We start from the raw sequence: 23,268 nt of genomic DNA, 5'->3' as shown, positions 1-23,268 counted from the left end.
TCCCTCAGTCGCCGGGGGAGGGCAGTGCGCGGTGGCCCCGTTTCCCTTTCCCGTCGGCTGGGTGCCCCTGTCCCCGTCGACTTCGCCCCCTTCCCGTCCCCCCTTTCCCGTCGGCTGAGCGAGGAACGAGCGAAGCCCTGGAGCCGACCCACACCCGTTGGTCGAGTAGGCGCGCCAGCGCCGTATCGAGACCCGGTACGAGCGCGCAGCGGATGCCGCAGGCTTCGGCGCCCGCGGGTCCGCTCGGGGCTTCGGTCGCAAGCTCCCTCAGCCGCCGGGAGAGGGCAGTGCGCCTCGCCTCGTCCCGTCCCGCTCTCCCCGTCTGCTGAGCCCCTTCCCCGTCGGCTGAGCGAGGAACGAGCGAAGCCCTGGAGCCAACGCACACCTGTTGGTCGAGTAGGCGCGCCAGCGCCGTATCGAGACCCGGGCAGCGTGTGACGCGGATGCCGCAGGCGGCAGTCTCCGCGGATCCGCTCAGGGCTTCGGTCGCAAGCTCCCTCAGCCGCCGGGAGTGGGCAGTGCGCCGTCGTCCGGTTTCCCTTCCCTGTCGGCTGAGCGAGGAACGAGCGAAGCCTCGGAGCCGACCCGACACTGCGGCCCCGGTGGCGTTCGCGAAGGTCACGATCAGGTAACGGAAACCGAGGATGCCTCGAAAAGTGCCTGTTTTGGCCCGTTTTACGGCTTTCAGTGTCAGAGGGTGGTGGCACGCTGAAGTCATGAAACCAGCGACGTCGCAGGCTCCAGAAGCCGGGTTCGACCCGGTGCTCGACGTTGATCTGGCCGAGCTGTCGAGCGGCGCCTCGTTGGAGTGTTTCGTGCAGGCGGACCGGTATCGCCGAATTGATTCCACGGTGCGCCGGGCCGTGGCGATCGCCGACCCGCTGGGAGGCCGGCCGGAGTTGGACGAGGAGTTCGCGAGGCGCAGCATCACCGCCGAGCTGGCCCTCATCCTGCGCGTGCACGAGCGCACCATGGTCGCCCTGATCTACGAGGCCACGCAGTTGTGCGGTCCGTTCCAGAACACTCTGGACGATCTCGGGGCCGGCGTGATCACCCTGCGGCATGCCCGCGAGATTCTCGCCGCCGCTGTGCTGCTGCCGCCGCATCTACACGCCCGCTTTCAAGAGGACGCCCTGGCCAAGGCGCGCACGATGGATGCCTCCGCGTTCCGGAAAGCCGTGGCGCGGCTCCGGGACCGGCTGCATCCGGACTCCCTCGCCGTGCGGGCAGAACGCTCCCGCGCGGACCGGCGGATGGTCTTCGAACCGGATGCCGACGGGATGGCCTGGCTGCACCTCTACTTGGAGGGTGAGAAGGCCCTGGCGATTGCGACCCGGGTCGGCGACCTCGCCACCGCCGCGCAGAAGGAGGCCGCCGAACTTGCCGGTGCTGCATCACTCGACGCACCTACCGCGGCCGGAATCTTAGGCTCCGGCACACACGCCCAACTCGCGGTGGACATCGCCGCCGAACTGCTGCTCGGGCTGCCCGAGCAACCGGCCGAGGATGCCGGGGCGACTACGACGCGCTCGCACTTGCCCGGCATCGCGTTTTCGCAACCGGAAGTGTTCGTCGCCGTCCCGCAACTGACCATCAGCATCGACACCCTGATCGGCACATCGGAAGAGCCGGCCGAACTGCATGGCTATGGCCCGATCGACGCCGACACGGCTCGCCGGCTGGTCGCACAAGCACCGACCCTGCACCGCATCCTGACCGATCCGGTCGATGGCACCCCGTTGCAGCTGGACCCGACGCAGTACCGGCTGACGGCCGGATTGCGCCGGTGGATTCTCTACCGGGACGACATCTGCCGGTTCCCCGGCTGTACCTGCAAAGCCGTGTACTCCGAGACCGACCACACTCGGGCGTGGGAGAATGGCGGCTGGACAGCGGAAGACAACCTCGCCTGCCTCTGTAAGAAGCACCACCGGCTCAAGCACAACTCCCGCTGGCGGGTGGAGCAACTCGGCCAGGGCGTGCTGCGGTGGACGTCACCGAGTGGGCGGGTGTACGTGACGACGCCGTCGCGGGTTGAGCATTCGCCACCGGCGCCAGCGCCACCGGGCGCGAAACCGGCGCCTGAACCGCAGCTCGTGTTCGACGAGACTCCGCCGTTCTGAACCATCGCATACGCAGTGCCCGCGCAATCGCTCGGGGCTTCGGTCGCAAGCTCCCTCAAGCCAACGGGGATGGGGCAGTCTGAGGCGGGCCGACCGGCGAGGGAGACGACGCCATGTGGTCGCGCCCAGCTGCGACCGGTGCCACACCGGGCTGCCAAACAACCGGGCTGCCAAACAACCGGGCTGCCAAACAAAGGTGTCGGTTGCGGCGTCCGCACCCGGTAACGACGTCTTGGGGTCGGCTTCTGTGCTCAACGGACGAGTAGTTCCGTCCCCAGGAATGGGTCGGGGTTCGAGTCCCTCCAGGGTTGCCGCAATTCGATCCTGCGACATCGTGGCTCGCTCTGTGTCGCGGCGCCGCTTCCGCACGCCGCTCCGCTGTGCGCGGAGGAGTAGGTAGTCTGTGCGGGTGAACAGGGGCATGCAGACAGGCAACTCCGGATACCGCGGTCCGTCTGCGGATCGGCTCACGCAGCTCCGCCGCGAGTGGCCGAGACTGGTGAGCTGGCAGGAGGTGCGTGCCGAGCAACCGGCCATTTTCCGCAACGCCGCGCTGGGCGCGCTGCTGCTCGTGCCCTTCGCGGCGATCGCACTCTGCTGGACGGCGTTGGTATTCGAGATCCCCGTCACGGTCGTCCTCCCCGACTGGCTCGAGTGGGCTCGCGGCCTCCTGACCGTCGTCGTTTTCTGGGGCGGCCTCATGGCTGGTGTCTTTGCTGCGGTGCTCCTGAGCGGGCCGACGGAACTTCGCCGAGAGATCGCCTTCCGGAGGTTCGCGGCGGAGCGTGGCCTGTCCTTCGCCCGGTATGGCACCGAGCCCCCGCCCCGGGGGATCTTCTTTGCCGAGGGAGACGACGCCGGCGCCAGGAAGAATGCCAAGGCCAGGCAGTGGGGACGCGCGCCCGGGAATGACGCGCGCTCCCTGTTCCGCTCTCATTTTTCACTGTCCGGCTTTTCGCTGTCGGGCTTTTCGCGGTCCGGCGGCTGGGCCGGCTGCGAACCGGATCTGCAGATCGCCGTCGCCGGCTACTCGGGCGGCAAGAACGATCCCAAGGGTCCGCGCTCGGCCTTCCGATTCCTGCAGATGAAGATGCCGCGGTCATTGCCGCACCTCATGATCGACTCACAACGGAACGGCAGCTTGCGGCAATACCTGCCCAGTCGACAGCGGCTCTCTCTCGAGGGGACTTCGACCGCCATTTCGCGGTCTACGTGCCGGAGGGGTACGAGCTTGATGCGCTCCAACTCCTGACGCCGGATGTCATGGCCGCCCTGATCGACTACGGACGACACTGGGACATCGAGGTCGTTGAGGACCGCATGATCGTGGTGTCGAACCGCTTCCGCCGCCGGTCGGACCGCACGGAGACCACGTCGATGATCCTCTTCGCCGAGGTTGTTGGCGCGGAACTCACACACCAGGCGGTTACATATTCCGATCCCCGCGCGCATCGACCGAGAACCGACATTGCCGTTCCGGGGCAGCGGCTGCGGCGCCGGTCGGCCGCGTGGGTCACCGTGGTCATGTGCGCGATCGTCGCGGCGCTTCTGACGTTTCCCTTCGTGCTGGGCTGGGCACTCGATCTCTAGGAGACGGGCAGCGCCGCCACGAACCCAGCCGCCACACCGGACCGACTCAGGTGCCGATTGCGGCATCCGCACCCGGTAAACTCTTGTGGTCAGCCTCTGTAGCTCAATGGAAGAGCAGTTCCGTCCTAAGGAAAGGGTTGGGGGTTCGAGTCCCTCCAGGGGCACCAACGCGATGAGTGCGGTCATTGCTTGCGCACGTTGAGAAAGTCCCGGCCGCGGCCGGGGTTTTTCTTTTGATCGCGTGCGCGACGTCGGCCTCGCCGCTGTTGTTCAGCTCCTGATCAACGGCGCTGATTCGCGCGCGCTCAGAATGACGCGATGGCTGGCGTTCGTCCTCGGACTTGTCGCCCCCGGCGCGCTGCTCTACTCGGCGGTATGGCCGCGCCTCGAGAGCGACTATCGGGGCTTTCAGAACTGGGTCGCGGAGCCAAGCACTCTGCGTGCCTGGGCGACCGGCTACTGCAGCGCCGAGGTGAGGCGGGCGACACCGTCGAGGAACGTCGCGGATGCCGGCTCCTTGCGCCATTCCTCGAGAGTGAGCTGCCGGCCGGCATCCCGATAACGCTGCTCTACCAACCGCATCTGGTCGACGAAGACCTTACCGCGCACGAGCATCGTCACCTCGGCGTTCAGCGCGAAGGAGCGGATGTCCATATTGCTCGAGCCGATCACGGCGACATCCTCGTCGATGGAGAGGTGCTTGGAGTGCAGGATGAAAGGCGCCGGGTAGAGCCAGATCTGCACGCCGGCCCGCAGCAGGCTGTCGTAATAGGAGCGCTGTGCGTGCCACACCGAGCCCTGGTCGCCGATCTCTGAGACGAACAGCTGCACGTCGAGGCCGCGGGCGCAGGCCGAGGTGATCGCGTACATCATCGCCTCATCCGGAACGAAGTAGGGGCTCGTGATGATCACCCTGCGCTGGGCGGAGGTGACCAGGGTCAAGAACTGGCGCAGGTTGTTCTCGTCCTCGTAGCCGGGCCCGCTCGGCACGATCTGGCAGACGAGAGCGTCGGGCGAGGTGTCGGATGCCATATCGACGGCGCGCACGTTCTCGTCGTCGCCGAGCATCTCGCCCGTCTCCAGATACCAGTCAGACAAGAACACGGCGTTGGCGGCGCTGACGATGGGCCCGGTGACGCGGCTCATCAACTCCTGCCATTGCAGCCCGCGCTCGATGTTCTTCTTCGAGTTGTAGCTGCGGTCGATGAGGTTCTGCGAGCCGAGGAACGCGACCCGTCCGTCGGCCACCAGGATCTTGCGGTGGTTGCGCAGGTCGGGCCGCGAATACTCCCCGTGGAACGGGCGCACCGGCAGCATCCAGCTCCACTTCACGCCGATCCGGGTCAGCTCGGCGAAGGTCGCATCGCTGTCGACCGTGCGGCGCGACGCGACATAGTCGGCGAGCAGGCGCACCGTCACGCCCCGCTGCACAGCCCGTTCCATCGCCGAGAAGAAACCCTGCGTCGTGTCGTCGAACGACACGATGTAGAACTCGACGTGCACGAACCGGGCAGCGGCGTCGATCTCGGCGGCCATGGCATCGATCGAGGCGCGGTAGTCATCGATGAGCAGTGCGGTGTTTCCGGTGACCGCCGGGAGCGACCCGAGCTCGCGGTTCTGACGCGTGAGCGCGGCGAACCAGTCGGGCCAGCTCGACCGGTCGCCGGCGAGCTCGAGCGGGGCAGCCCTGGCCGTGATGATCCGATTGAGCTCTGCCTGCCGCTCCCGACGCTTCTTCGGCAGGCGCGCGTTGCCGATCAGTAGGAACAGGATGATGCCGACGAACGGGATGAGGAAGATTGCCAGCAGCCACGCCATCGCCGCGGTCGGCTTGCGGCCGCGGGGCACGATGATCAGCGCGGTGATCCGGATCGCCAGATCCACCACGATGAGGATGCCGCCAATGATCGCGGGGAGCTGATCGCTCATGCGCTCGCCCTGTTCGCGCCCCTACTCGTCGACGTCGAGCAGTGCGACCTCGAACTCGGCGAGCTCGATCTCGGCGGCAAGCGCCGTGACAATGTTGCCGGTCGCCGCCGCGACCCGTGCGGTGCCGACGATGGGCGCAATGGCCGTGAGCACGCCGCGGATGTCTTCCACGCTGAGACCCAGCTCCTCGCCGACCTCGAGGTTCAGCGCGTAGGACACCGGTGATGCGCCGATCGCGACCAGCGCGGCTACTCGGACCATGAACAGGGACCGCGAATCGAGGGTGGACGCCTCGACGGAGTCTGCGGTCATACGGGCGAGGAGGTCGAGCACGGGGGCGTCGTCGGTGTTGTCAGTCATGAGGATTTCAACCTTCTGGGAGGGTGTCAGGCGCGCGGCTGCGGCGCCGAACACCCATTGCACCGCCATGCCTGCCGCGGCGCATCATGGGAATCGCACGAAAGCAGGCGCCTCAGCTCAGCGCGGCTCGCAGATCACCACGGTGATGTCGATATCCGGGTTCGCTCGCAGGGTGAGGTAGCACTCTGGATTGCGGCCTTCTCCGCCCTTCGACGCGACGAGCGCGTCAGAGACGGCGCCGGCCCCGCGCCGCCGCCGCATCGAGGCGCTCGTTGAGGGTGATGGCCGCATCGATGAGCGCCAGGTGGGTGAACGCTTGCGGGAAGTTGCCGAGCTGCTCGCCGGTCAACGCGATCTCCTCCGAGTACAGGCCGAGGTGGTTGCCGTAGGTCAACATCTTCTCGAAGGTGAGACGAGCCTCCGCGAGCCGATCGCTGCGGGCGAGCGCGTCAACGTAGAGGAACGTGCAGAGCGAGAACGTGCCCTCCGACCCGCGCAGGCCGTCGGGGGAGGCGCTCGGGTCGTACCGGTAGACGAGGCTGTCAGAGACGAGCTCCTCCTCCATCGCGGTCAGGGTATCCAGCCACATCGGATCGTGCGGCGAGATGAACCCCATCTGCGGCATCTTCAACAGCGAGGCGTCGAGCACCGGCTCCCCGTACTGCTGAACGAACGCCCGGCGCTTCGGGTCCCACCCCTTCTCCATGATCTGGTTGTAGATGGCATCGCGCTCCTTCGTCCACCGTTCGAGCGGGGCCGGCCTGCCGTAGGCCATGGCGAGACGGATGCCGCGGTCGAAGGCCACCCAACACATCAGCCGCCCGTAGGTGAAGTCCTTGCGGCCGCCGCGGGTCTCCCAGATGCCTTCCTCCGGTTGGTCCCAGTTCTCAGCCAGCCAGTTGAGCAGTTTGCCGATGGCTGTCCAGCCCGCCTGGCCGAACTCGATGCCGCTGAGGTGAGCGTTCCAGATGGCATCCATGGCCTCGCCGTAGATGTCGAGTTGCAGCTGGTCGGCCGCCGCGTTCCCGATCCGCACCGGGTACGAGCCGCGGTACCCCTCCCAGTGGTCGAGGATCTCCTCGACCAGGTTCGGGTCGCCATCGATCCTGTACATGATGTCCAGTGGCCCGGTGCTGCCCGCCACCTGGTGAGCCCCGCGGTCGCGCAGCCACTTGCCGAATGCCTCCGCTTCGTCGAAGAACCCCAAGCGCACGAGTGTGTTGACCGAGAATGATGCGTCGCGAACCCAGGTGTAGCGGTAGTCCCAGTTGCGCTCGCCGCCGAGCTGTTCGGGGAGTCCGGCCGTCGGCGCAGCGACGAGCCCGCCGGACGGCGCGTAGGTGAGCAGCTTGAGTGTGATCGCCGAGCGGTGAACGTCTTCGCGCCAGCGCCCGCTGTAGGTGGTTTGACCGACCCAGTCCTGCCAGAACGCCACGGTGTCGTCGAAGAGCTGCTGCGCCCTGGCGACGGGGATGTCGTGAGGGGGAGTCTCGCTGCCGGTCTCCAATACCACTCCCCGCATCTGTCCCTCCGCCAGGCTCAGGGAGAAGCGCAGCTCGCCCCCACTCGTCGGTTCCCAGCGGGCCAGCCGTTCGTCTTCCGGGCCGCGGATGAGGCTGAGGGACATTGTGGTGTCTCCCGCGGTGAAGATCGCGCCGTGGCCGGTCGGATTCAGCTTGTACTGCTTCCGGCCGTAGTCGAAGCGGGGATCGAGCTCGATGTCGAAATCGATCGCCCCGCGCACGCACCGCACCATCCGGATGAGGCGGTGGCGTTTGCTGGGGGTGTCTGAGGTCACCGGCATGAAGTCGACCAGTTCGCCGACGCCGTTCTCGGTGAGGAAGCGGGTGACGAGAACCGCGGTGTCGGGAATGTAGAGCTGCTTCGTCTGGAAGCCGTCTTCGTGTGGGCGCGTGCTCAGGTGGCCGCCGGTGGCGTGGTCCAAGAGCGAGGCGAAGATGCTGGGGGAGTCGAAGCGCGGGCTGCAGAACCAGTCGATCGTGCCATCCGTCGACACCAGCGCAGCGGTTTGCAGATCACCGATCAGCCCGTGCTCGGCGATCGGGGGGTATCCGTCAGTCACTGTGTTCTCCTGATTCTTTAGCGTTGCGTCGCAGGTTGCCCGGTGTGGATCGGCGCAGGGGAGCGCCCGGGCAGGAATCCGGCCACGATGGCGCCGGCGATGGCGATCGCGATCAGGGGCGCCATCGCCACCACATACCCGTCGGCCGGACCCATCGCGTTCAGCGCGAGGAGCGTGCCCACGATTGCCGTGCCGAAGCTCGACCCGAGATTGGAGACGCTGCGGGAGAGGCCGGAGATCTCACCCTGCGTCTCTTCGGGGAACGCCGACTGCACAACGTTGACGCTCGGTGTGAGCGTTGCACCGAGGCCGAGTCCGATCGCCAGCAGCCCCGGTGCGAACGGCCAGGCGCCCGGCACCGCGCCGACCAGGAGCAGGAGGAGGAGGCCGACCCCTGTCACCAGGAAGCCGGCGATGATCAGCGTGCGCTGTGAGAAGTGACGCACCAGCCAACTCGCCCCGAGCGAAGACACGAGGATTCCGACGGTGGCGGCGCTGAAGATGATCCCGGTCTCGATCGCGTCGTAGTGGCGGACCACCTGCAGATGGCTCGCGACCAGCATCGACGTTCCCATCAACAGCAGCCATTGGAAGTTTTGGGTGACCAGGGCCAGATTGGAGACGCGGTTGTGGAACAGCGCCGTCGACAGCAGCGGCTCCCGGCCCCTGCGCTCCAGCCGGCGCACCCACAGGAAGAACACCGCGATCACCGCAGCTCCGGCCGCCATCAGCCCGAGCGAGGCGAGCAGGTTGTTGTCTGCGGCGAGGATGCCGAGCACGAACACGATCAAGCCGAGCGCCGACAACACCGCGCCGGTGACATCGAACGGGCGCCCGGGCTCGCGCGGGAGCGGATCTTTCAGCCGCAACGCGAGCAACAGGATGACTGCGATCACGAGGGCCTGGAACAGGAAGGCCGCACGCCAGCTGATGGCGGCCGTGATCCAGCCTCCGATCAGCGGCCCGGTCGCCGCGCCGACCCCGCCCGCGGCGCTGACGACGCCGAAAGCGCGAACCCGATCGGCCAGACCCGTCCAGTACAGCGTGACCAGGATGTAGACCGGGGGAATCAGCAGTGCCGTGCCCGCCCCCTCGAGGATCGAGTTGCCCAGGATGAGCACGCCGAGCCCGGGCGACAGCGCGCTCAGGATGGCGCCGACACCGTAGACGGAGAGGCCGAGCACGAAACACAGCTTCCGCCCGAGCTGCACGGTCAGCTTGCCGAACGGGATCATCAACGCCGCCATGACCAGCAGGAACAGCGTGATCGAGATCTGGATCCCCTGCACCGTCGTGTCGAGGTCGCGGCTCATGTCGTTGAGCATCACGTTCATGTTCGATCCGGCGAACGAGCAGATGAACTGCGCGAGCGCGAGCGGCACGAGCGTCCAGCGTGCCGGTGCCACGCTCAGCCCTGCGCCGCGGGATGACAACGCGCGCTACCAATCCCCGTGCGCAGGCCGCACGGGCTAGAGCTCGTCTGCGTCGGTGTCGGCGGTATGCACAGGCCGGAGGAACAGCTGCGACAGGTCGATGGGCTGCGTCTCCGGCGGCTCACTCGGAACAGAATCGCCACGCTGCATGATTACGCCTCCACTGGTCTCACTGCTTCTCTTGTGAAGCCTGCGCCGGGCTGTTTCGGGGGGCATCACATAGACCGGGTGATTCCCCGACATAGGATTGAACCCATGCCGATCGACCGCCAGCAGCCGCCGGCCGCGAGCATGCCGTGACCGCCCATCTCGGCGCCCGGCGGGTCTCGGCGATCGACCTCATCACGCGGCTCGACCTGTCGCATATGTTGCCCGGTGTCGCCCTCGACACGCGCGAGATCGGGGGAGTGCGCCTGTTCGAGCCCGGCGCGCTCGCACCCGCAGAAGGCGCCCTCGTGTTGGGGGTGGGCGTGCAGACCGCCGAGCAGCTCGCCGATGCGCTGCGGGAGTGTGCCGCCGCCGGCGCGCTGGCGCTCGTCGTGCGCGAGCCGGTGAGCATCGACGCTGCGGTTCAGCAGCTCGCCGAGTCGTGCGGCGTCGCGCTACTGGGGGCCCCGGCCGGCACCGATTGGATTCAGCTCGCCTCCTACTTCGTCGATGCCCCGGAGCCGGCACGGTATGGGCTCGAGGCGGATGCCGCGGCGGCCGACTCCGATCTCTTCGATCTGGCGAACTCCATCGCCGCCGTGGTCGGCGGGCCGGTGACCATCGAGAACCCGTCGAACCGCATCCTCGCCTTCTCTGCGGACCAGGCCAGGGGCGATGACGCGCGCAAGCAGAGCGTCCTCGGACACCAGGTGCCGTCGAGCTACGAGAAGATCCTCACCAGCTCGGGCGTGTTCCGGCAGATCGAGCGCTCGGCGCAGCCGGTGTTCCTGCCGTCGATCGGCCCGGGGGTGCGCCCGCGCGTCGCCGTGCGCATCCGTGCCGGCCGCGAGCTGCTCGGCTCGATCTGGGCCATCGTCGACGAGCCGCTCAGCGAGATGCAGTCGGCGGCTCTCGTCGAGGCCGCTGCCGTCGCCTCCATCACGCTGTTCCGGCAGCGCGCGGGCAGCGACGCCGCCAGGCGGCTGCGGGTCAGTGAGGTGCTCGACCTGCTCGAGGGAGGGGTGCGGGCGAAGGAGGCGGCCGAGCGGCTCGGCTACGGCTCCGCGCCGACATCGGTGCTCGCCGTCGGCCTCACCGACACCTCGACCAGCTCGATCGCGCAGGAGGACGCCGTGCAGCGTCTGGCCGACTCGCTCGGCATGTACCTGCACCAGATCCACGCGCTCTCGGTCGCCGCCCCGATCGCCGGCACGGTGTATGCGGTGCTCCCGCATGCACAGGGGCACCCCGGGCCGGAGTACGCGCGGCGGATCGCCACGACCTTCGCCGAGCGGTACCGACGCGGGCCGTCCGTCGTGATCGGGCTCGGCGCTCCCGTGGCCGATGTGACCGGTTTGCAGCGCGCCCGCGCCGGGGCGGACCGTGCCCTGCGCGTTCTGCTCTGGTCGACGGGCGGCCCGCGCCGCCGCCTCGTCGCCGACGCGGAGGAGGTGCAGGTCGAGTCGCTGCTGCTGCGCCTCTCTGACTCGCTCTCGGCCGAGCGCGAATCGGTCACCGGGCCGCTGGCCGTGTTGCGCGAGCACGATGCCGGCAGCGGTGGCTCCCTCGTCGAGACGCTCGAAACCTGGCTCGACGCGTTCGGCGACGTCACTGCCGCGGCGGGCCGTCTGGGCCTGCACCCGAACACCTTCCGCTATCGTCTGCGCCGGCTGAGCGAGATCGCGGCGATCGACCTCGATGACCCGGAGATGCGGTTCAGTCTGATGCTGCAGTTGCGCCTGTTCGCGGCGACCGCCCCCGGCAGCAGATAGCCAGTTTGTCCGATCGGACGATATCTCAGTCTGGATTCGTCGGACTCGACGATGTTTCGCCGTTCCGGCTCCGCCACGATGGAGTGAGCACCAGTGCAATCACCCCACCCTGAACACAGACGGTCCCCCCGTCGACGGAGGCAACATGACGAAACGGCTCCTCGCACCCATCGCCATCGCGGCGGGCGTCACTCTCGCCATCACCGGCTGCAGCGCCGGCACGGGCGCAAACACGTCGGGCCCGCAGGCCCCCGTGGTCGATGGAACCTTCGCCTGGTCGCTGAACGCCGACCCCGGCTCGCTGAACCCGCTGATGACGGCCGGCTCGCCCACGCACCAGCTCGCGATGCTCAGCTACGACTTCCTCGTCAACGTCGATGACAAGACCAGCGAGATCGGCCCTTGGCTGGCCGAGAGCTGGGAGGAGACCACGACCTCCGCCAGCTTCACCCTCCGCGACGGCGTGACCTGCAGCGACGGCAGCGCACTCACCGCGCAGACGGTCGCCGACAACATCAGCTTCGTGACCGACGAGGCGAACGGCTCGGCGCTGCGCGGCGTGTACGTGCCCGTCGATGCCTCCGCCGCCGTGGACGGCAACACCGTCACGGTCTCGACCCCCGCCGCCTCGCCGTTCCTGCTTCTGAACCTGGCCCGACTGCCGATCCTCTGCGACGCAGCCCTCGCCGACCCGAAGTCCATCGACGCCAGCTCCGCGGGCTCCGGGATGTTCACCGTCACCGAGGCCGTCGCCAACGACCACTACACCTTCGAGCGCCGCGACGGATACTCCTGGGGCCCGGACGACACCACCTCCGAGACGCCCGGCGTGCCGGCCACCGTTGTCGTGTCGATCGTCACCAACGAGAGCACCGAGGCCAACCAGCTGCTCTCCGGCGAACTCAACGCCGCACTCGTCACCGGCGCTGACCAGGACCGCCTGGACGCCGCCGGACTGAACGCCGCAGAGCGCGGTGCGATCGCCGGCCAGATGTTCTTCAACCACAACCCGGCCAACCCGACCTCCGACCCTGCTGTCCGCGCCGCGCTCGTGCAGGGCCTGAACCTGGACGACCTCACCAGCGTCATCACCGGCGGCCGCGGCCACCGCTCCACCAGCCTCGTCTCGACCAACCCGCGTGCCTGCGTCGACGACACGGTCACCGGCAACCTGCCGGACTTCGACGTCGAAGCCGCCGCCACCGCACTCGACGCGGCCGGCTGGAAGCTCGGCGCCGACGGCATCCGTGCCAAGAACGGCACGCCGCTGGCGCTGAACTTCTTCTACGACTCGATGGGCGACACCTACGACGCCGCCGCCGACCTCACCCAGCAGGCCTGGACCGCGCTCGGCATCGACGTCACCCTGACCAGCGGTGACTCGAACAAGACCGTCGAGGTCCTGCTCTCCGGCACCGACAACACCGGCTGGGATGTCGCCTGGGAGCCGGTCTACGTGAACCTGCCGAGCATGGTCGTCCCGTTCTTCTCCGGCCCGGTCCCGGCCGACGGCCTGAACTTCTCCGGCATTGAAAACGCCGAGTACGACGCGGCCGTTGCCACGGCATCCGGCCTGGTCGGTGCCGAGGCGTGCTCGGCCTGGGCGGACGCCGAGAAGGCCCTGTTCGCAGAGACCTCGGTCGTGCCGTTCGCCGACACGGTGAAGAAGACCTACCTGCAGAACGCCGAGCTCGCCTTCGGGTCGCAGATCGTCGGTTCGGCGCTGCGCCTGCTCAAGTAACGCGATGACCGCTGCTCCCGCTGTAACGCCGGCCGTCCGCGCGCGAACCTCCTGGTTCGCACGCGGCGGCTGGCCGTCGTTTCTGGCGCGCCGCCTCGGCGTCTTCGTGCTCTCGCTCTGGGGGCTGGTGACCGCGGCGTTCCTCATGCTGCAGCTGATCCCCGGCGACCCCGTGCGCATGGCGGTCGGCCTCAACGCCTCCGTCGAGGTCGTCGAGGCGATGCGGGCGCACCTCGGACTCGACCTGCCCCTCTGGGAGCAGTACACCCGGTTCATCGGCGGCCTCGTCACCGGCAACCCGGGCGACTCCATCAAGCTGCATATCCCCGTGGTGCAGGTCATCGCGGATCGCCTGCCGGCGACGCTGGAGCTCGCCCTGCTCACGATCGTGGTCGTGCTGCTCCTCGCCGTTCCGATCGGTATCGCCTTCGCCGCGCTCACCCGCGGTGGGCGGCGCCGTGGGGTCGAGATCGGCTACACCGCGACATCCGGAATCTTCGCGGTCATTCCCGAGTTCCTGTTCGGCGTCGGTCTCGTCTACCTGTTCGCGGTGACGGTCCCGGTGCTTCCCGTCGCCGGGCGCACCGGCCCGGAGAGCTACATCCTGCCCGTCGCCGCGCTCGCGCTCGGCGGCATCGCCTCGCTGTCCCGCATCGTCAGGGCGGAGGCGCTCGGCGTGCTCGACGCCGACTACATCCGCACGGCCCGCGCGAAGCGGATGCCGACCGCGCTGCTCTACCTGCGCCACGCCCTGCCGAACCTGCTCACGCCCACGCTGACCATGGCCGGCCTGATGCTCGGCTCGCTCATCGCCGGCACCGTGCTCGTCGAGAGCATCTTCGCCTGGCCGGGGCTCGGCCAGACGCTGGTCTCGTCGATCACCGGCAAGGACTACCCGCTCGCGCAGACCCTCGTCGTCGTCTACGGCGGCATGGTGCTGCTGGTCAACCTCATCGTCGACATCGTGCTCGCACTCGTCGACCCCCGATCCACCATCAAGGAGGTGTGACGTGAGCCAGAAGCCCGTGCGCAGCCACTGGATCATCGGAACACTGCGTTCACCGCTCGGCATCCTCGCGGCGATCGGCCTCGTGCTGTTGTTCGGCCTCGCGCTGTTCGCGCCCATGATCTGGGGCGAGGCCGCGGCGGTGTCCGACCCGCTGAACCTGTCGAAGGGGCCGAGCGCGGAGCACATCTTCGGCACGGATGCCGCCGGCCGCGACGTCTTCGCCCGCACTTTGGTCGCCACCCGGCTCTCGGTGATGATGGCCGTCGGCGCCGTCGCGATCGGGGTCAGCCTGGGCGTGATCCTCGGCTCGATCCCCGCGCTGATGCCGCGCTGGGCCGGGCGCATCCTCGTCGCGCTGCTGAACTTCGCCCTCGCCTTCCCCGCCCTGCTGCTGGCGATCTTCCTGCTGATCGTGCTCGGCCAGGGCTCGTTCAGCGCCGTGCTGGCCGTCGGGGTCGCGATCGCCCCCGCCTACGCCAGGCTCACGCACACGCTCACCTCCTCGGTCAGCGGGCGCGAATTCATCGATGCCGCCCGCATCCTGGGTGTCTCCAAGGCCGGGCTGCTGTTCCGGCACATCCTGCCCAACATCCGCGAGCCGCTGATCGTGAACGCGAGCCTCTCGCTGGGCGGCGGTCTGATCGCCTTCGCCGGCCTGTCATTCCTTGGCCTCGGCATCCAGCCGCCCGAGTTCGACTGGGGCCGCATGCTCAACGAGGGCCTCTCGAAGATCTTCGTGAACCCGGCCACCGCGCTGGCGCCCGGCATCGCCGTGGTGCTGGCCGGGCTGGTGTTCACTGTCACCGGCGAGGCAATCGCCCGCGGCACCGGCGTGCACCGCGGGCTAGGGCGGCGGATGCCGAAGCTGGCGGCCGCCCACACCCGTGCAGCCGTGACAGAGCCCGCCGCAGATTCGAACCAAGACGACGTCGTGCTGCGCGTGCGAGACCTCGCGGTCACCGTCCCGGCCGGTTCCACCTGGAGGAAGGCCGTCGACGGCATCAGCTTCGAGGTGCGCCGCGGTGAGGCCGTCGGAATCGTCGGCGAGTCGGGCTCCGGCAAGTCGCTCAGCTGCCTCGCGGTCGCGCAGCTGACCCAGTACCCCGTCGACAGCGATGCGGCACTCGTCGAGTTCGACGGCGTGCCGATCGTCAGGGACGGCGCGCGGCCGGCCGAGCTGTCGCCGCGCCGGCTTGCGAAGCTTCTCGGCACGCGCATGGCCATGGTGTTCCAAGACCCGATGTCGTCGCTGAACCCGGCGCTCAAGGTCGGCGCCCAGATCGCTGAGATCGGCTGGCTGCACGAGGGCCTGTCCAAGGCCGCCGCGCACGACAAAGCCGTCGCCCGGCTCGGCGAGGTGCGCATCCCCGACCCGGAGCGCCGCGCCCGCCAGCTGCCGCACGAGTTCTCCGGCGGCATGCGCCAGCGCGCCATGATCGCCATGGGGCTGATGGGCACGCCGGCTCTGATCATCGCCGACGAGCCGACCACCGCGCTCGACGTGACGGTGCAACGCGATGTGCTCGCGCTCCTGGACGAGGTGCGCTCGGAGACGGGCGCCGCGTTGCTTCTCATCTCGCACGACATGGCCGTGATCACGAGCGTCTGCACGCGCATCCTCGTCATGTACGAGGGCCACATCGTCGAGGACATCGAGACGAGCGAGCTGGTGGCCGGCAACGCCAGCCACCCGTACACCCGAGCCCTGCTCGCCGCCGTCCCGACCATGACGAGCCCGCGCGGGGAGCCCCTCGCCACGATCGACGAGCAGCTGCGGTCCACCTTCGCAGCCGGCCCGCTGGAGGCAGTGCGATGAGCGCCATCGAGTTCGACGACGTCCACGTGCACTTCGGTGCCGGTGCGAGCCGCTTCCACGCGGTCAAGGGCGTCTCGCTGAGCATCCCGCAGGGCAGCATCATGGGGCTCGTCGGCGAATCGGGGTCGGGCAAGTCGACCCTGGCCCGCGCCGCCGTCGGCCTCGTCGAGGCCAGCTCCGGGCGGATCCTGGTCGACGGCGTCGACGTCGTGGGCGCCCGGGGGGAAACCGCCAGGCTCCGTCGCCGCATCCAGATGATCTTCCAGGACCCCTCCTCCTGCCTCGACCCGCGGATGACGATCGGCGAGTCGATCGGCGAGGCCCTGCGTGCCGCGGAACGCCGCGACCGCACCCCGAAGCGCGGCCGCGCCGCGCGCACCCAGGAGGTCGAGCGGTTGCTGCACGCCGTCAGCCTCGGCGCCGACCGCGCAGACAGCTACCCGTCGGTGCTCTCCGGCGGCCAGCGCCAGCGGGTCGCGATCGCCCGTGCCCTCGCCGCCGGGCCGAGCGTGCTGCTCGCCGATGAGATCACCTCGGCGCTGGACGTCTCGGTGCAGGGCGCCGTGCTCAACCTGCTGCTCGAACTACAGCGGGAGCTCGGCTTCACAATGCTCTTCGTCAGCCACAACCTGGCCGTGGTGCGCTACGTCTGCGACCAGGTCGCGGTCATGCGGCACGGCGAGCTCGTCGAGTCGGGCCCCGTGCTCGACGTCATCGACAACCCACAACACCAGTACACGCGCGAGCTCATGGCCGCGATTCCACAACTCGGGGAGCCGATGTTCCGATGAATGACCAGATCATGCCCGCACAGCAGGCCACCTCCCGACCGGCGACGATCGAGGACTACCTGGACGTCGTCATCCCGGCCGGCCTGGCCACGGATGCCGCCGGCCGCACCGTGTTCGCGCGCCAGGCGAGCGACCGCGCCTCCGACAGCAACACCAGCTCGCTCTGGCTGATCGGCGCGGACGGCGAAGCCCGCGCGCTCACCGCGGGCCCGAATGACAGCAACCCGGTCTGGAATTCCGCCACCGGCGACGTGCTGTTCCTGCGCCCCGACGCGAACGGCACCGCGCAGCTGCACGCCATCAACGCCGACGGCGGCGCGATCCGCCAGCTGACCACCGCTGCCCGGCTGCCGCAGGGCGCCGGCGCTCCGGTGGTCTCCCCGGACGGCACGCGCGTCGCGTTCTCCGCGACCGTGTCCCGCGGATCCGCCACCGCCCTCGTCAGCCGCGGCCTCCGGCACAAGGTCGACGGTGTTGGCGCCCGGGGATCGGCTCGCGCCCACCTGTTCGAGCTCGACCTGGCCTCCGGCGCCCTGACTCGGCTGAGCGACGGCGACTGGGACGCCTCGGAGCCGGCCTACTCCCCGGACGGCACGAAGCTGGCCTTCAGCGCCGGGATCGATGCCGACGCGGATCGCACCCTGGAGACCCGCGTCCACGTCATCGACCTGACCGATCGCACCGCCGCGGCGGTGCCGGTCGGCCGCTCGCGTGCCGTGCACGCGCCCTTGCTCTGGGCGCCGGCCGGCGACGCCGTGGTGGCCGTCGGGGCGGAGGCCCCCGGCATCCGCAACGCAGAACTCATCGTGCTGCACCTGGACCCGGCCCTCGCCGATGTCAGCCTGACGGCGGCGCTTGACCGCAACGTCATGCCGGGCGGGACGGCCTACCCGGGCGGCCGCCCGACGCTGACCGCCGACGGCGAGGTGCTGTTCTGCCTGCGCGAGGGCGGTTCAACCGAGCTGCACGCCGTGCCGCTCGCCGGGGGACCGTCGCGTTCCATCGTGGCCGGTGCGCAGCGCGTGGTGTCCGGATTCGCCGCGTCGCAGCGCTCGATCCGTGCGGTGCTGGCCACGGAGAGCAGCTTCGGTGAGATCGTCGAGGTGCCGCTCGCCGGCGGGGAGCCGGTGGTGCTCACCTCCTTCGGCGCGGCCCTGGCCGGCGTCACCGTGCCGATCGCCGAGGAACGCTGGTTCGACATCTCCGACGGCTCCCGCGTGCAGGGTTGGACCCTGCGTGACCCGTCTCTCACGCAGGCCGGCCCGCTCGTGTTGGACGTGCACGGCGGACCGCACAACGCGTGGACCGGAACCCCGTCGATCATGCAGCCGCACCATGCCGAGCTCGTGGCCCGCGGCTACACCGTGCTGATGGTGAACCCGCGCGGCAGCGACGGCTATGGCCAGGCCTTCTTCGACGGCGTGCACGACGCCTGGGGCGAGGCCGACCTGCCCGACCTGCTCGAGCCGATCGACGCGCTGATCGCCGAGGGCGTCGCCGACCCCGCCCAGCTGCTCGTCACGGGCTACAGCTACGGCGGCTTCATGACGTGCGCGCTGACCGCGTTCACCGACCGCTTCGCGGTGGCCGTGGCCGGCGGGCTGGTGGCCGACCTCGCCCACCTCACCGGGGCCTCGGATGACGGCGTGCTGCTGGATCACCTCGAGTTCCGTCGCGGCAGCGGCCGGGCGCGCGCGCTGTCGCCGCTCGACCGGGTCGAGCAGGTCACCGCGCCGACCCTCATCCTGCACGGCGCGGCCGACCTGCTCTGCCCCGCCCTCCAGGCCGAGCAGTGGCACGGCGGGCTGCTGCTCGCCGGCGTCGAGTCGGAGCTCGTGCTCTACCCGGGCGGCTCGCACGCCTTCGTGCTGGTCGGGCCCCCCTCGCACCGGGTCGACTACAGCCGCCGCCTGGTCGACTGGTTCGAGCGGCACCTGTCGCCGACGCCCGCCGCGGCCACCGTCGAGCGGGACTACTGGCAGACCCGCCTGCAGACCGTCATCGAGAAGTACGGCATTCCCGGTGCCGCCCTCGGCATCCTCACCACCACCCGCTCCGGAACGGAGACCACGGTCGTGTCGGCCGGGCTCACCAGCACGGCCACCGGGGTCGCCGTCACCGACGACACGCTCTTCCAGATCGGCTCGATCACCAAGGTCTACACCGGAACGCTCATCATGCAGCTCGTCGAGGAGGGACTGCTCGACCTCGACGCCCCCGTGCGCGCGGTGCTGCCCGGATTCACCGTCGCCGACGCGCACGCCTCGGCCACCGTGACGCCGCGCCACCTGCTCACCCACACCAGCGGCATCGACGGCGACATCTTCACGGACACCGGCCGCGGCCACGACTGCGTCGAGCTCTTCGTCGACTCGCTCGGCGAGGTCACCTCGCACTTTGCACCGGGCGTCAACTGGTCGTACTGCAACACCGGGTTCGTCGTGCTCGGCCGCATCATCGAGGTGCTGCGCGGCGCCTACTGGCACGAGGTGGTGACCGAGCGCATCCTCCAGCCGCTGGGCCTCAGTGCCACGACGATGCTGCAGGAGGACACGATGCTGTTCCGCCACGCGATTGGCCACGGCGGCGATGCCCGCAGCGGCAGCGCCACTCCCGTCACACAGACCAGCATCGTGCCCTCTGCCCGGCCCGCCGGGCTGATCAGCGCCCAGGTTGACGACGTTCTCGCGTTTCTGGCCGACTCGATGTCCGCCGAACCCCGGCTCCTCAGCACCGCCGGCCACCGGCTGATGCTGGAAGACCAGCAGGTCTCCGACTCCGAGGGCGTCGCAGAGATCATGGGTCTCAGCTGGCTGCAGTACGACTGGAGCGGCGTGCGCGTGCACGGCCACGACGGCGGCACCATCGGCCAGCAGGCGTTTGCCCGGGCGATTGCGTCCAAGGGCGTGGCCTTCGTGCTGCTCACCAACGGCGGGCACATGACCGCGGCCAGCGATGAGCTCTTCGCCGAGATCGCCCAGACCATCGCCGGGGCCCGGATGACGGCTCCGTTCGCCGCGACGTCGCTGGATGCCGTCGACGCCGAGACCGCCGCCGCGCTCGTCGGGCGCTACCGCGACGCCTCTGCCGAGATCACGCTGGCCGTCACCGACGGCGCGCTGGTGGCCACCCGCGTCGACAGCGGGAACCCGTCCGGCCGGGAGGAGATGGCCGGGACCACCGAGTTCACCGTGCACCCGGGCGAAGGCGGCCACCTCGCCGCCGGGGCAGCCGGTCGCCCCGGATGGACCCGGGTCTGGCTGGTCGAGCACGAGGGCGGGCGCCTGCTGCACTTCGGCAGCCGCGCATTCCCTGAGGTGTCGAATGCCTGAGCTTCTTGCATCCGCCACCACCCGACTGGAGCAGATCGTGGCCGACGCGATCGCCCTCATCGAGGTTGAATCGCCGTCGGCCGACCACGCCGCCGTTGCGCGCAGCGCGGATGCCGTCTGCGCACTGCTCGCCGAGCGGCTCGGCGTCCGCGCCGAGCAGATCGTCCGCGAAGGCAGCACCCACGTGCTGGCCCGCTGGGGCACCGAGACGCGCGTGCTACTGCTCGGCCACCACGACACCGTCTGGCCGCTCGGCACGCTGGCGCGCATCCCGGCCGTCGTCACCGACGGCGTGCTGCGCGGTCCGGGCGCCGTGGACATGAAGGGCGGGCTGGCCGTGGCCATCCACGCCCTCTGCCTGCTCCGCGAGCGGGGCGGGGATGCCGCCCTCGACGGGGTGACCCTGCTGATCACCGGAGACGAGGAGCTCGGCTCACCGAGCTCGCGCGAACTCATCGAGCAGACGGCCGCCGGAGCCCTGGCCAGCCTGGTGCTGGAGGCCGGCGGCGATGCCGGCGAGCTGAAGGTGGAGCGCAAGGGCGTCTCGCTGTACCGGGTCCAGGCGGAGGGGCGTGCCGCCCACGCCGGCCTGGAGCCGGAGAAGGGGGTCAACGCCGGCGTCGCGCTCGCCCACGCGATCATCGCGATCGCCGCGCTGCACGGCAGTGAACCGGGACTCAGCGTCGTGCCCACGCGCGCCGCGATCGGCATCACCACGAACACGGTTCCGGCGGAGGCATCCGTCTCCGTCGACGTGCGCTCGCACTCGGCAGCAGCCCAGGAACGCCTCGACGCGGCCATCCGCGCCATCGCACCCGCCGTGCCCGGCTCCGCCCTGCGCGTCGAGGGCGGCATCAACCGCCTGCCGCTGGAGGCCGGCGCCTCTGCCGCGCTCTTCGCGGAAGCGCACCGGCTCGCGACCGTACTCGGACTGCCGGAGCTGCGGGGCATCGCCGTCGGCGGGGCATCCGACGGCAACTTCACCGCGGGTCTGGGTGTGCCGACGCTCGACGGCATCGGTGTCTGGGGCGGTGGCGCCCACGCCGAGAACGAGCATGCCGTGGTGGCCGGTTTCGCCCCGCGCACGGCGCTCGTCGCCGCGCTTATACAGTCTGTGCTGGGGGAGGCAACCATGCCGGGTCACACTGACACGCTCGTCATCACCGAGGTGCGCTCGCTCACGACGGTCGAGGAACTCACCGAGCTCGTTGCGGTCTTCGACAGTATCTGGGGAACGCAGCCGGGTCACACCATGTTCGACCTGTCGATGCTCATTGCGCTCAAGCACAGCGGCAACTACGTCTCAGGCGCTTTCGCGGGGGACCGCATTGTGGGCGGCTGCGTCGGCTTCTTCGCCGAGCCGGCGGGCTCTGCCCTGCACTCGCACATCGCCGGGGTGCGCTCCGACATCGCGGGCGGCGGGATCGGCCGACGGCTGAAGCAGCACCAGCGCGACTGGTGCCTGGAACGCGGCATCGGCACCATCCGCTGGACCTTCGACCCGCTGATCGCCCGCAACGCGCACTTCAACCTCAACTCGCTGGGCGCCACGCTGACCAGCTACATCGCCAACTGCTACGGCACCATGTCCGACGGCATCAACGCGGGGGACGAGAGCGACAGGCTGCTCGTGGAGTGGGCGCTCGACCCGGTGGAACGGCCAGCCCCGGTCAGCACCGACGGCGCCGGAGCGCTGCTGCTCGCCAACGCCGACGGCCGGCCGGTCTACGACTCCAGCGCGACCAATGCCGAGACGGTCGTGGTGCAGATCCCCGCCGACATCGAACGGATGCGGCTGGAGGCGCCCTCGACGGCCCGCGCCTGGCGCGGCGCGCTGCGCGGCGCCCTCGAACCGCTCTTCGGATCGCCGGACTGGCTCCCCGCCGGATTCGATCCCGCACATCACTACGTTTTCACCCGGAGGTAACCCATGCTCATCGAATCCGTCGAACTGCGCGAGCTCAGACTCCCGCTCGTCTCCCCGTTCACCACCTCGTTCAGCACCCAGACCGAGCGCAACACGCTGGTGCTGCGCGTGGCCGGCAGCGTGCCGACGCCGAACGGCCGGGTCGACGTCGTCGGCTGGGGCGAGTGCGTCGCACTCGGCGAGCCGCTCTACTCGCCCGAGTACATCGACGGCGCCAAGCGCATGATCCAGCTCTACCTGTTGCCCATGCTCGCCCGGGTGCAGGCGGAGGGCCGCGAGGTCACCGCCGAGACCGTCGGCGCGCTGCTCGAGAAGGTCGTCGGCCACCGCATGGCGAAGGCCGCGATCGAGATGGCCGTGCTCGACGCGGAGCTGCGTGCGCGCGGGGAGTCGTTCGCCCGCTACTTCGGCGCCACCCGCACCCGGGTGCCCGCCGGTGTCTCCGTCGGCATCCAGCCCTCCGTCGACGCCCTGCTGGGCGCCGTCGGCGGCTACCTCGACGAGGGCTACGTGCGTATCAAGCTGAAGATCCAGCCCGGCTGGGACCTGGCGCCCGTCGCCGCCGTGCGCGAGCAGTTCGGCGACGAGGTGCTGCTGCAGGTCGACGCCAACGCGGCATACACGCTCGCGGACGCCCAGCACCTGCGGCGCCTCGACGACTACGGCCTGTTGCTGATCGAGCAGCCGCTCGCCGAGGACGACCTGGTGCAGCACGCGAAGCTCGCCACGGCCATGTCGACCCCGATCTGCCTGGACGAGTCGATCGAGTCGGCCAAGGACGCGGCGGACGCCATCACGCTCGGCGCGGCATCCGTCATCAACATCAAGCCGGGCCGGGTCGGCGGCTACCTCGAGGCCAAGCGCATCCACGACCTCTCCCGCGCCCACGGCGTGGCCGTGTGGTGCGGCGGAATGCTCGAGACCGGGCTCGGCCGGGCGGCGAACGCCGCCCTTGCGGCCCTCGACGGCTTCTCGCTGCCCGGCGACATTTCGGCGTCCGACCGGTTCTACACGGAGGACATCACCGAGCCGTTCGTGCTGCGCGATGGCCACATCGACGTGCCGCAGGGACCCGGCCTCGGCGTCGAGCCGATCCTTGAGAACCTGGCGCGGGTCACCCACGACACCCAGGAGGTCTGGCCCGCCTGAGCTCAGGGAAGGTGGGCGCGCAGACAGGCGCCGGGCGTAGCATGAGCCCCCTCGCGCCACGGTGGC

Annotated in this window: 16 protein-coding genes and 1 tRNA gene; 12 read left to right on the top strand and 5 right to left on the bottom strand. The window is 69.5% G+C overall.

The window, feature by feature from the left end; all coding sequences use genetic code 11:
• Positions 1 to 656 precede the first annotated feature (656 nt).
• The 4 genes from AWU67_RS10805 (at position 657) to AWU67_RS10790 (ending at position 3,880) form a co-directional block, all read left to right on the top strand.
• Positions 657 to 2,123 carry an HNH endonuclease signature motif containing protein gene (locus AWU67_RS10805; RefSeq protein ID WP_160329746.1) on the top strand — a complete coding sequence of 489 codons (1,467 nt, stop codon included), beginning with the start codon at positions 657 to 659 and terminating at the stop codon, positions 2,121 to 2,123.
• Between the two features lie 499 nt (positions 2,124 to 2,622).
• Positions 2,623 to 3,375 (top strand): hypothetical protein, encoded by a 753-nt coding sequence (locus tag AWU67_RS10800; RefSeq protein ID WP_129586698.1) that lies wholly within the window; start codon positions 2,623 to 2,625, stop codon positions 3,373 to 3,375.
• A gap of 11 nt (positions 3,376 to 3,386) precedes the next feature.
• Positions 3,387 to 3,713, top strand: a complete 327-nt coding sequence (locus AWU67_RS10795) for a hypothetical protein (protein ID WP_129586697.1) — start codon at positions 3,387 to 3,389, stop codon at positions 3,711 to 3,713.
• Positions 3,714 to 3,805: 92 nt separating this feature from the next.
• Positions 3,806 to 3,880, top strand: a tRNA-Arg gene (locus AWU67_RS10790).
• Positions 3,881 to 4,169: 289 nt separating this feature from the next.
• Here AWU67_RS10790 and cls read toward each other — a convergent pair.
• From cls to AWU67_RS10770, 5 genes are all read right to left on the bottom strand, one after another.
• On the bottom strand, positions 4,170 to 5,642 hold the full coding sequence (gene cls, locus AWU67_RS10785; protein ID WP_067228762.1) for a cardiolipin synthase: 1,473 nt from the start codon (positions 5,640 to 5,642) through the stop codon (positions 4,170 to 4,172).
• A 21-nt stretch (positions 5,643 to 5,663) separates the two neighbouring features.
• The gene (locus AWU67_RS10780) at positions 5,664 to 6,002 is read right to left on the bottom strand and encodes a hypothetical protein (RefSeq protein ID WP_067232598.1); all 339 of its coding nucleotides are present in this window, start codon (positions 6,000 to 6,002) and stop codon (positions 5,664 to 5,666) included.
• A gap of 117 nt (positions 6,003 to 6,119) precedes the next feature.
• Positions 6,120 to 6,263: a nitroreductase/quinone reductase family protein gene (locus AWU67_RS18090; protein ID WP_160329745.1), complete on the bottom strand. Its 144-nt coding sequence runs from the start codon at positions 6,261 to 6,263 to the stop codon at positions 6,120 to 6,122.
• Positions 6,229 to 8,085 (bottom strand): glycoside hydrolase family 15 protein, encoded by a 1,857-nt coding sequence (locus AWU67_RS10775; protein WP_067228760.1) that lies wholly within the window; start codon positions 8,083 to 8,085, stop codon positions 6,229 to 6,231. Before AWU67_RS10775 ends, AWU67_RS18090 begins: the two co-directional genes overlap by 35 nt.
• Before the next feature lie 17 nt (positions 8,086 to 8,102).
• The gene (locus AWU67_RS10770; RefSeq protein ID WP_234407221.1) at positions 8,103 to 9,491 is read right to left on the bottom strand and encodes an MFS transporter; all 1,389 of its coding nucleotides are present in this window, start codon (positions 9,489 to 9,491) and stop codon (positions 8,103 to 8,105) included.
• Positions 9,492 to 9,814: 323 nt separating this feature from the next.
• Between AWU67_RS10770 and AWU67_RS10765 the strand changes: the two genes are divergently transcribed.
• The 8 genes from AWU67_RS10765 (at position 9,815) to menC (ending at position 23,202) form a co-directional block, all read left to right on the top strand.
• Positions 9,815 to 11,437: a PucR family transcriptional regulator gene (locus tag AWU67_RS10765; protein ID WP_199922284.1), complete on the top strand. Its 1,623-nt coding sequence runs from the start codon at positions 9,815 to 9,817 to the stop codon at positions 11,435 to 11,437.
• Positions 11,438 to 11,582: 145 nt separating this feature from the next.
• On the top strand, positions 11,583 to 13,178 hold the full coding sequence (locus AWU67_RS10760; protein ID WP_067228756.1) for an ABC transporter substrate-binding protein: 1,596 nt from the start codon (positions 11,583 to 11,585) through the stop codon (positions 13,176 to 13,178).
• Positions 13,179 to 13,182: 4 nt separating this feature from the next.
• The gene (locus AWU67_RS10755; protein WP_067228753.1) at positions 13,183 to 14,187 is read left to right on the top strand and encodes an ABC transporter permease; all 1,005 of its coding nucleotides are present in this window, start codon (positions 13,183 to 13,185) and stop codon (positions 14,185 to 14,187) included.
• 1 nt (position 14,188) lies between these two features.
• On the top strand, positions 14,189 to 16,003 hold the full coding sequence (locus AWU67_RS10750) for a dipeptide/oligopeptide/nickel ABC transporter permease/ATP-binding protein (protein WP_067228750.1): 1,815 nt from the start codon (positions 14,189 to 14,191) through the stop codon (positions 16,001 to 16,003).
• The gene (locus AWU67_RS10745) at positions 16,000 to 16,794 is read left to right on the top strand and encodes an ABC transporter ATP-binding protein (protein WP_067228748.1); all 795 of its coding nucleotides are present in this window, start codon (positions 16,000 to 16,002) and stop codon (positions 16,792 to 16,794) included. The genes AWU67_RS10750 and AWU67_RS10745 overlap by 4 nt, the downstream gene beginning before the upstream one ends.
• Positions 16,791 to 20,126 (top strand): serine hydrolase, encoded by a 3,336-nt coding sequence (locus AWU67_RS10740; RefSeq protein ID WP_067228745.1) that lies wholly within the window; start codon positions 16,791 to 16,793, stop codon positions 20,124 to 20,126. Before AWU67_RS10745 ends, AWU67_RS10740 begins: the two co-directional genes overlap by 4 nt.
• Positions 20,119 to 22,053 (top strand): M20/M25/M40 family metallo-hydrolase, encoded by a 1,935-nt coding sequence (locus tag AWU67_RS17535; protein ID WP_199922283.1) that lies wholly within the window; start codon positions 20,119 to 20,121, stop codon positions 22,051 to 22,053. Before AWU67_RS10740 ends, AWU67_RS17535 begins: the two co-directional genes overlap by 8 nt.
• Before the next feature lie 3 nt (positions 22,054 to 22,056).
• Positions 22,057 to 23,202, top strand: a complete 1,146-nt coding sequence (menC, locus tag AWU67_RS10730) for an o-succinylbenzoate synthase (RefSeq protein ID WP_067228743.1) — start codon at positions 22,057 to 22,059, stop codon at positions 23,200 to 23,202.
• The last annotated feature ends 66 nt before the right edge of the window (positions 23,203 to 23,268 follow it).

The organism is Microterricola viridarii, from assembly GCF_001542775.1.
In the GTDB taxonomy this organism is placed as follows: domain Bacteria; phylum Actinomycetota; class Actinomycetes; order Actinomycetales; family Microbacteriaceae; genus Microterricola; species Microterricola viridarii_A.
The sequence above is the reverse complement of the archived record's forward strand: the minus strand, read 5'-3'. Positions and strand labels throughout refer to the sequence as shown.

Bases quoted from the DNA above. Each gene is read 5' to 3' on its own strand.
- AWU67_RS10795 (WP_129586697.1), top strand. From the start codon at position 3,387: ATGGCCGCCCTGATCGACTACGGACGACACTGGGACATCGAGGTCGTT.
- cls (WP_067228762.1), bottom strand. From the start codon at position 5,642: ATGAGCGATCAGCTCCCCGCGATCATTGGCGGCATCCTCATCGTGGTG.
- AWU67_RS10780 (WP_067232598.1), bottom strand. From the start codon at position 6,002: ATGACTGACAACACCGACGACGCCCCCGTGCTCGACCTCCTCGCCCGT.
- AWU67_RS18090 (WP_160329745.1), bottom strand. From the start codon at position 6,263: ATGCGGCGGCGGCGCGGGGCCGGCGCCGTCTCTGACGCGCTCGTCGCG.
- AWU67_RS10760 (WP_067228756.1), top strand. From the start codon at position 11,583: ATGACGAAACGGCTCCTCGCACCCATCGCCATCGCGGCGGGCGTCACT.
- AWU67_RS10755 (WP_067228753.1), top strand. From the start codon at position 13,183: ATGACCGCTGCTCCCGCTGTAACGCCGGCCGTCCGCGCGCGAACCTCC.
- AWU67_RS10745 (WP_067228748.1), top strand. From the start codon at position 16,000: ATGAGCGCCATCGAGTTCGACGACGTCCACGTGCACTTCGGTGCCGGT.
- AWU67_RS10740 (WP_067228745.1), top strand. From the start codon at position 16,791: ATGAATGACCAGATCATGCCCGCACAGCAGGCCACCTCCCGACCGGCG.
- AWU67_RS17535 (WP_199922283.1), top strand. From the start codon at position 20,119: ATGCCTGAGCTTCTTGCATCCGCCACCACCCGACTGGAGCAGATCGTG.
- menC (WP_067228743.1), top strand. From the start codon at position 22,057: ATGCTCATCGAATCCGTCGAACTGCGCGAGCTCAGACTCCCGCTCGTC.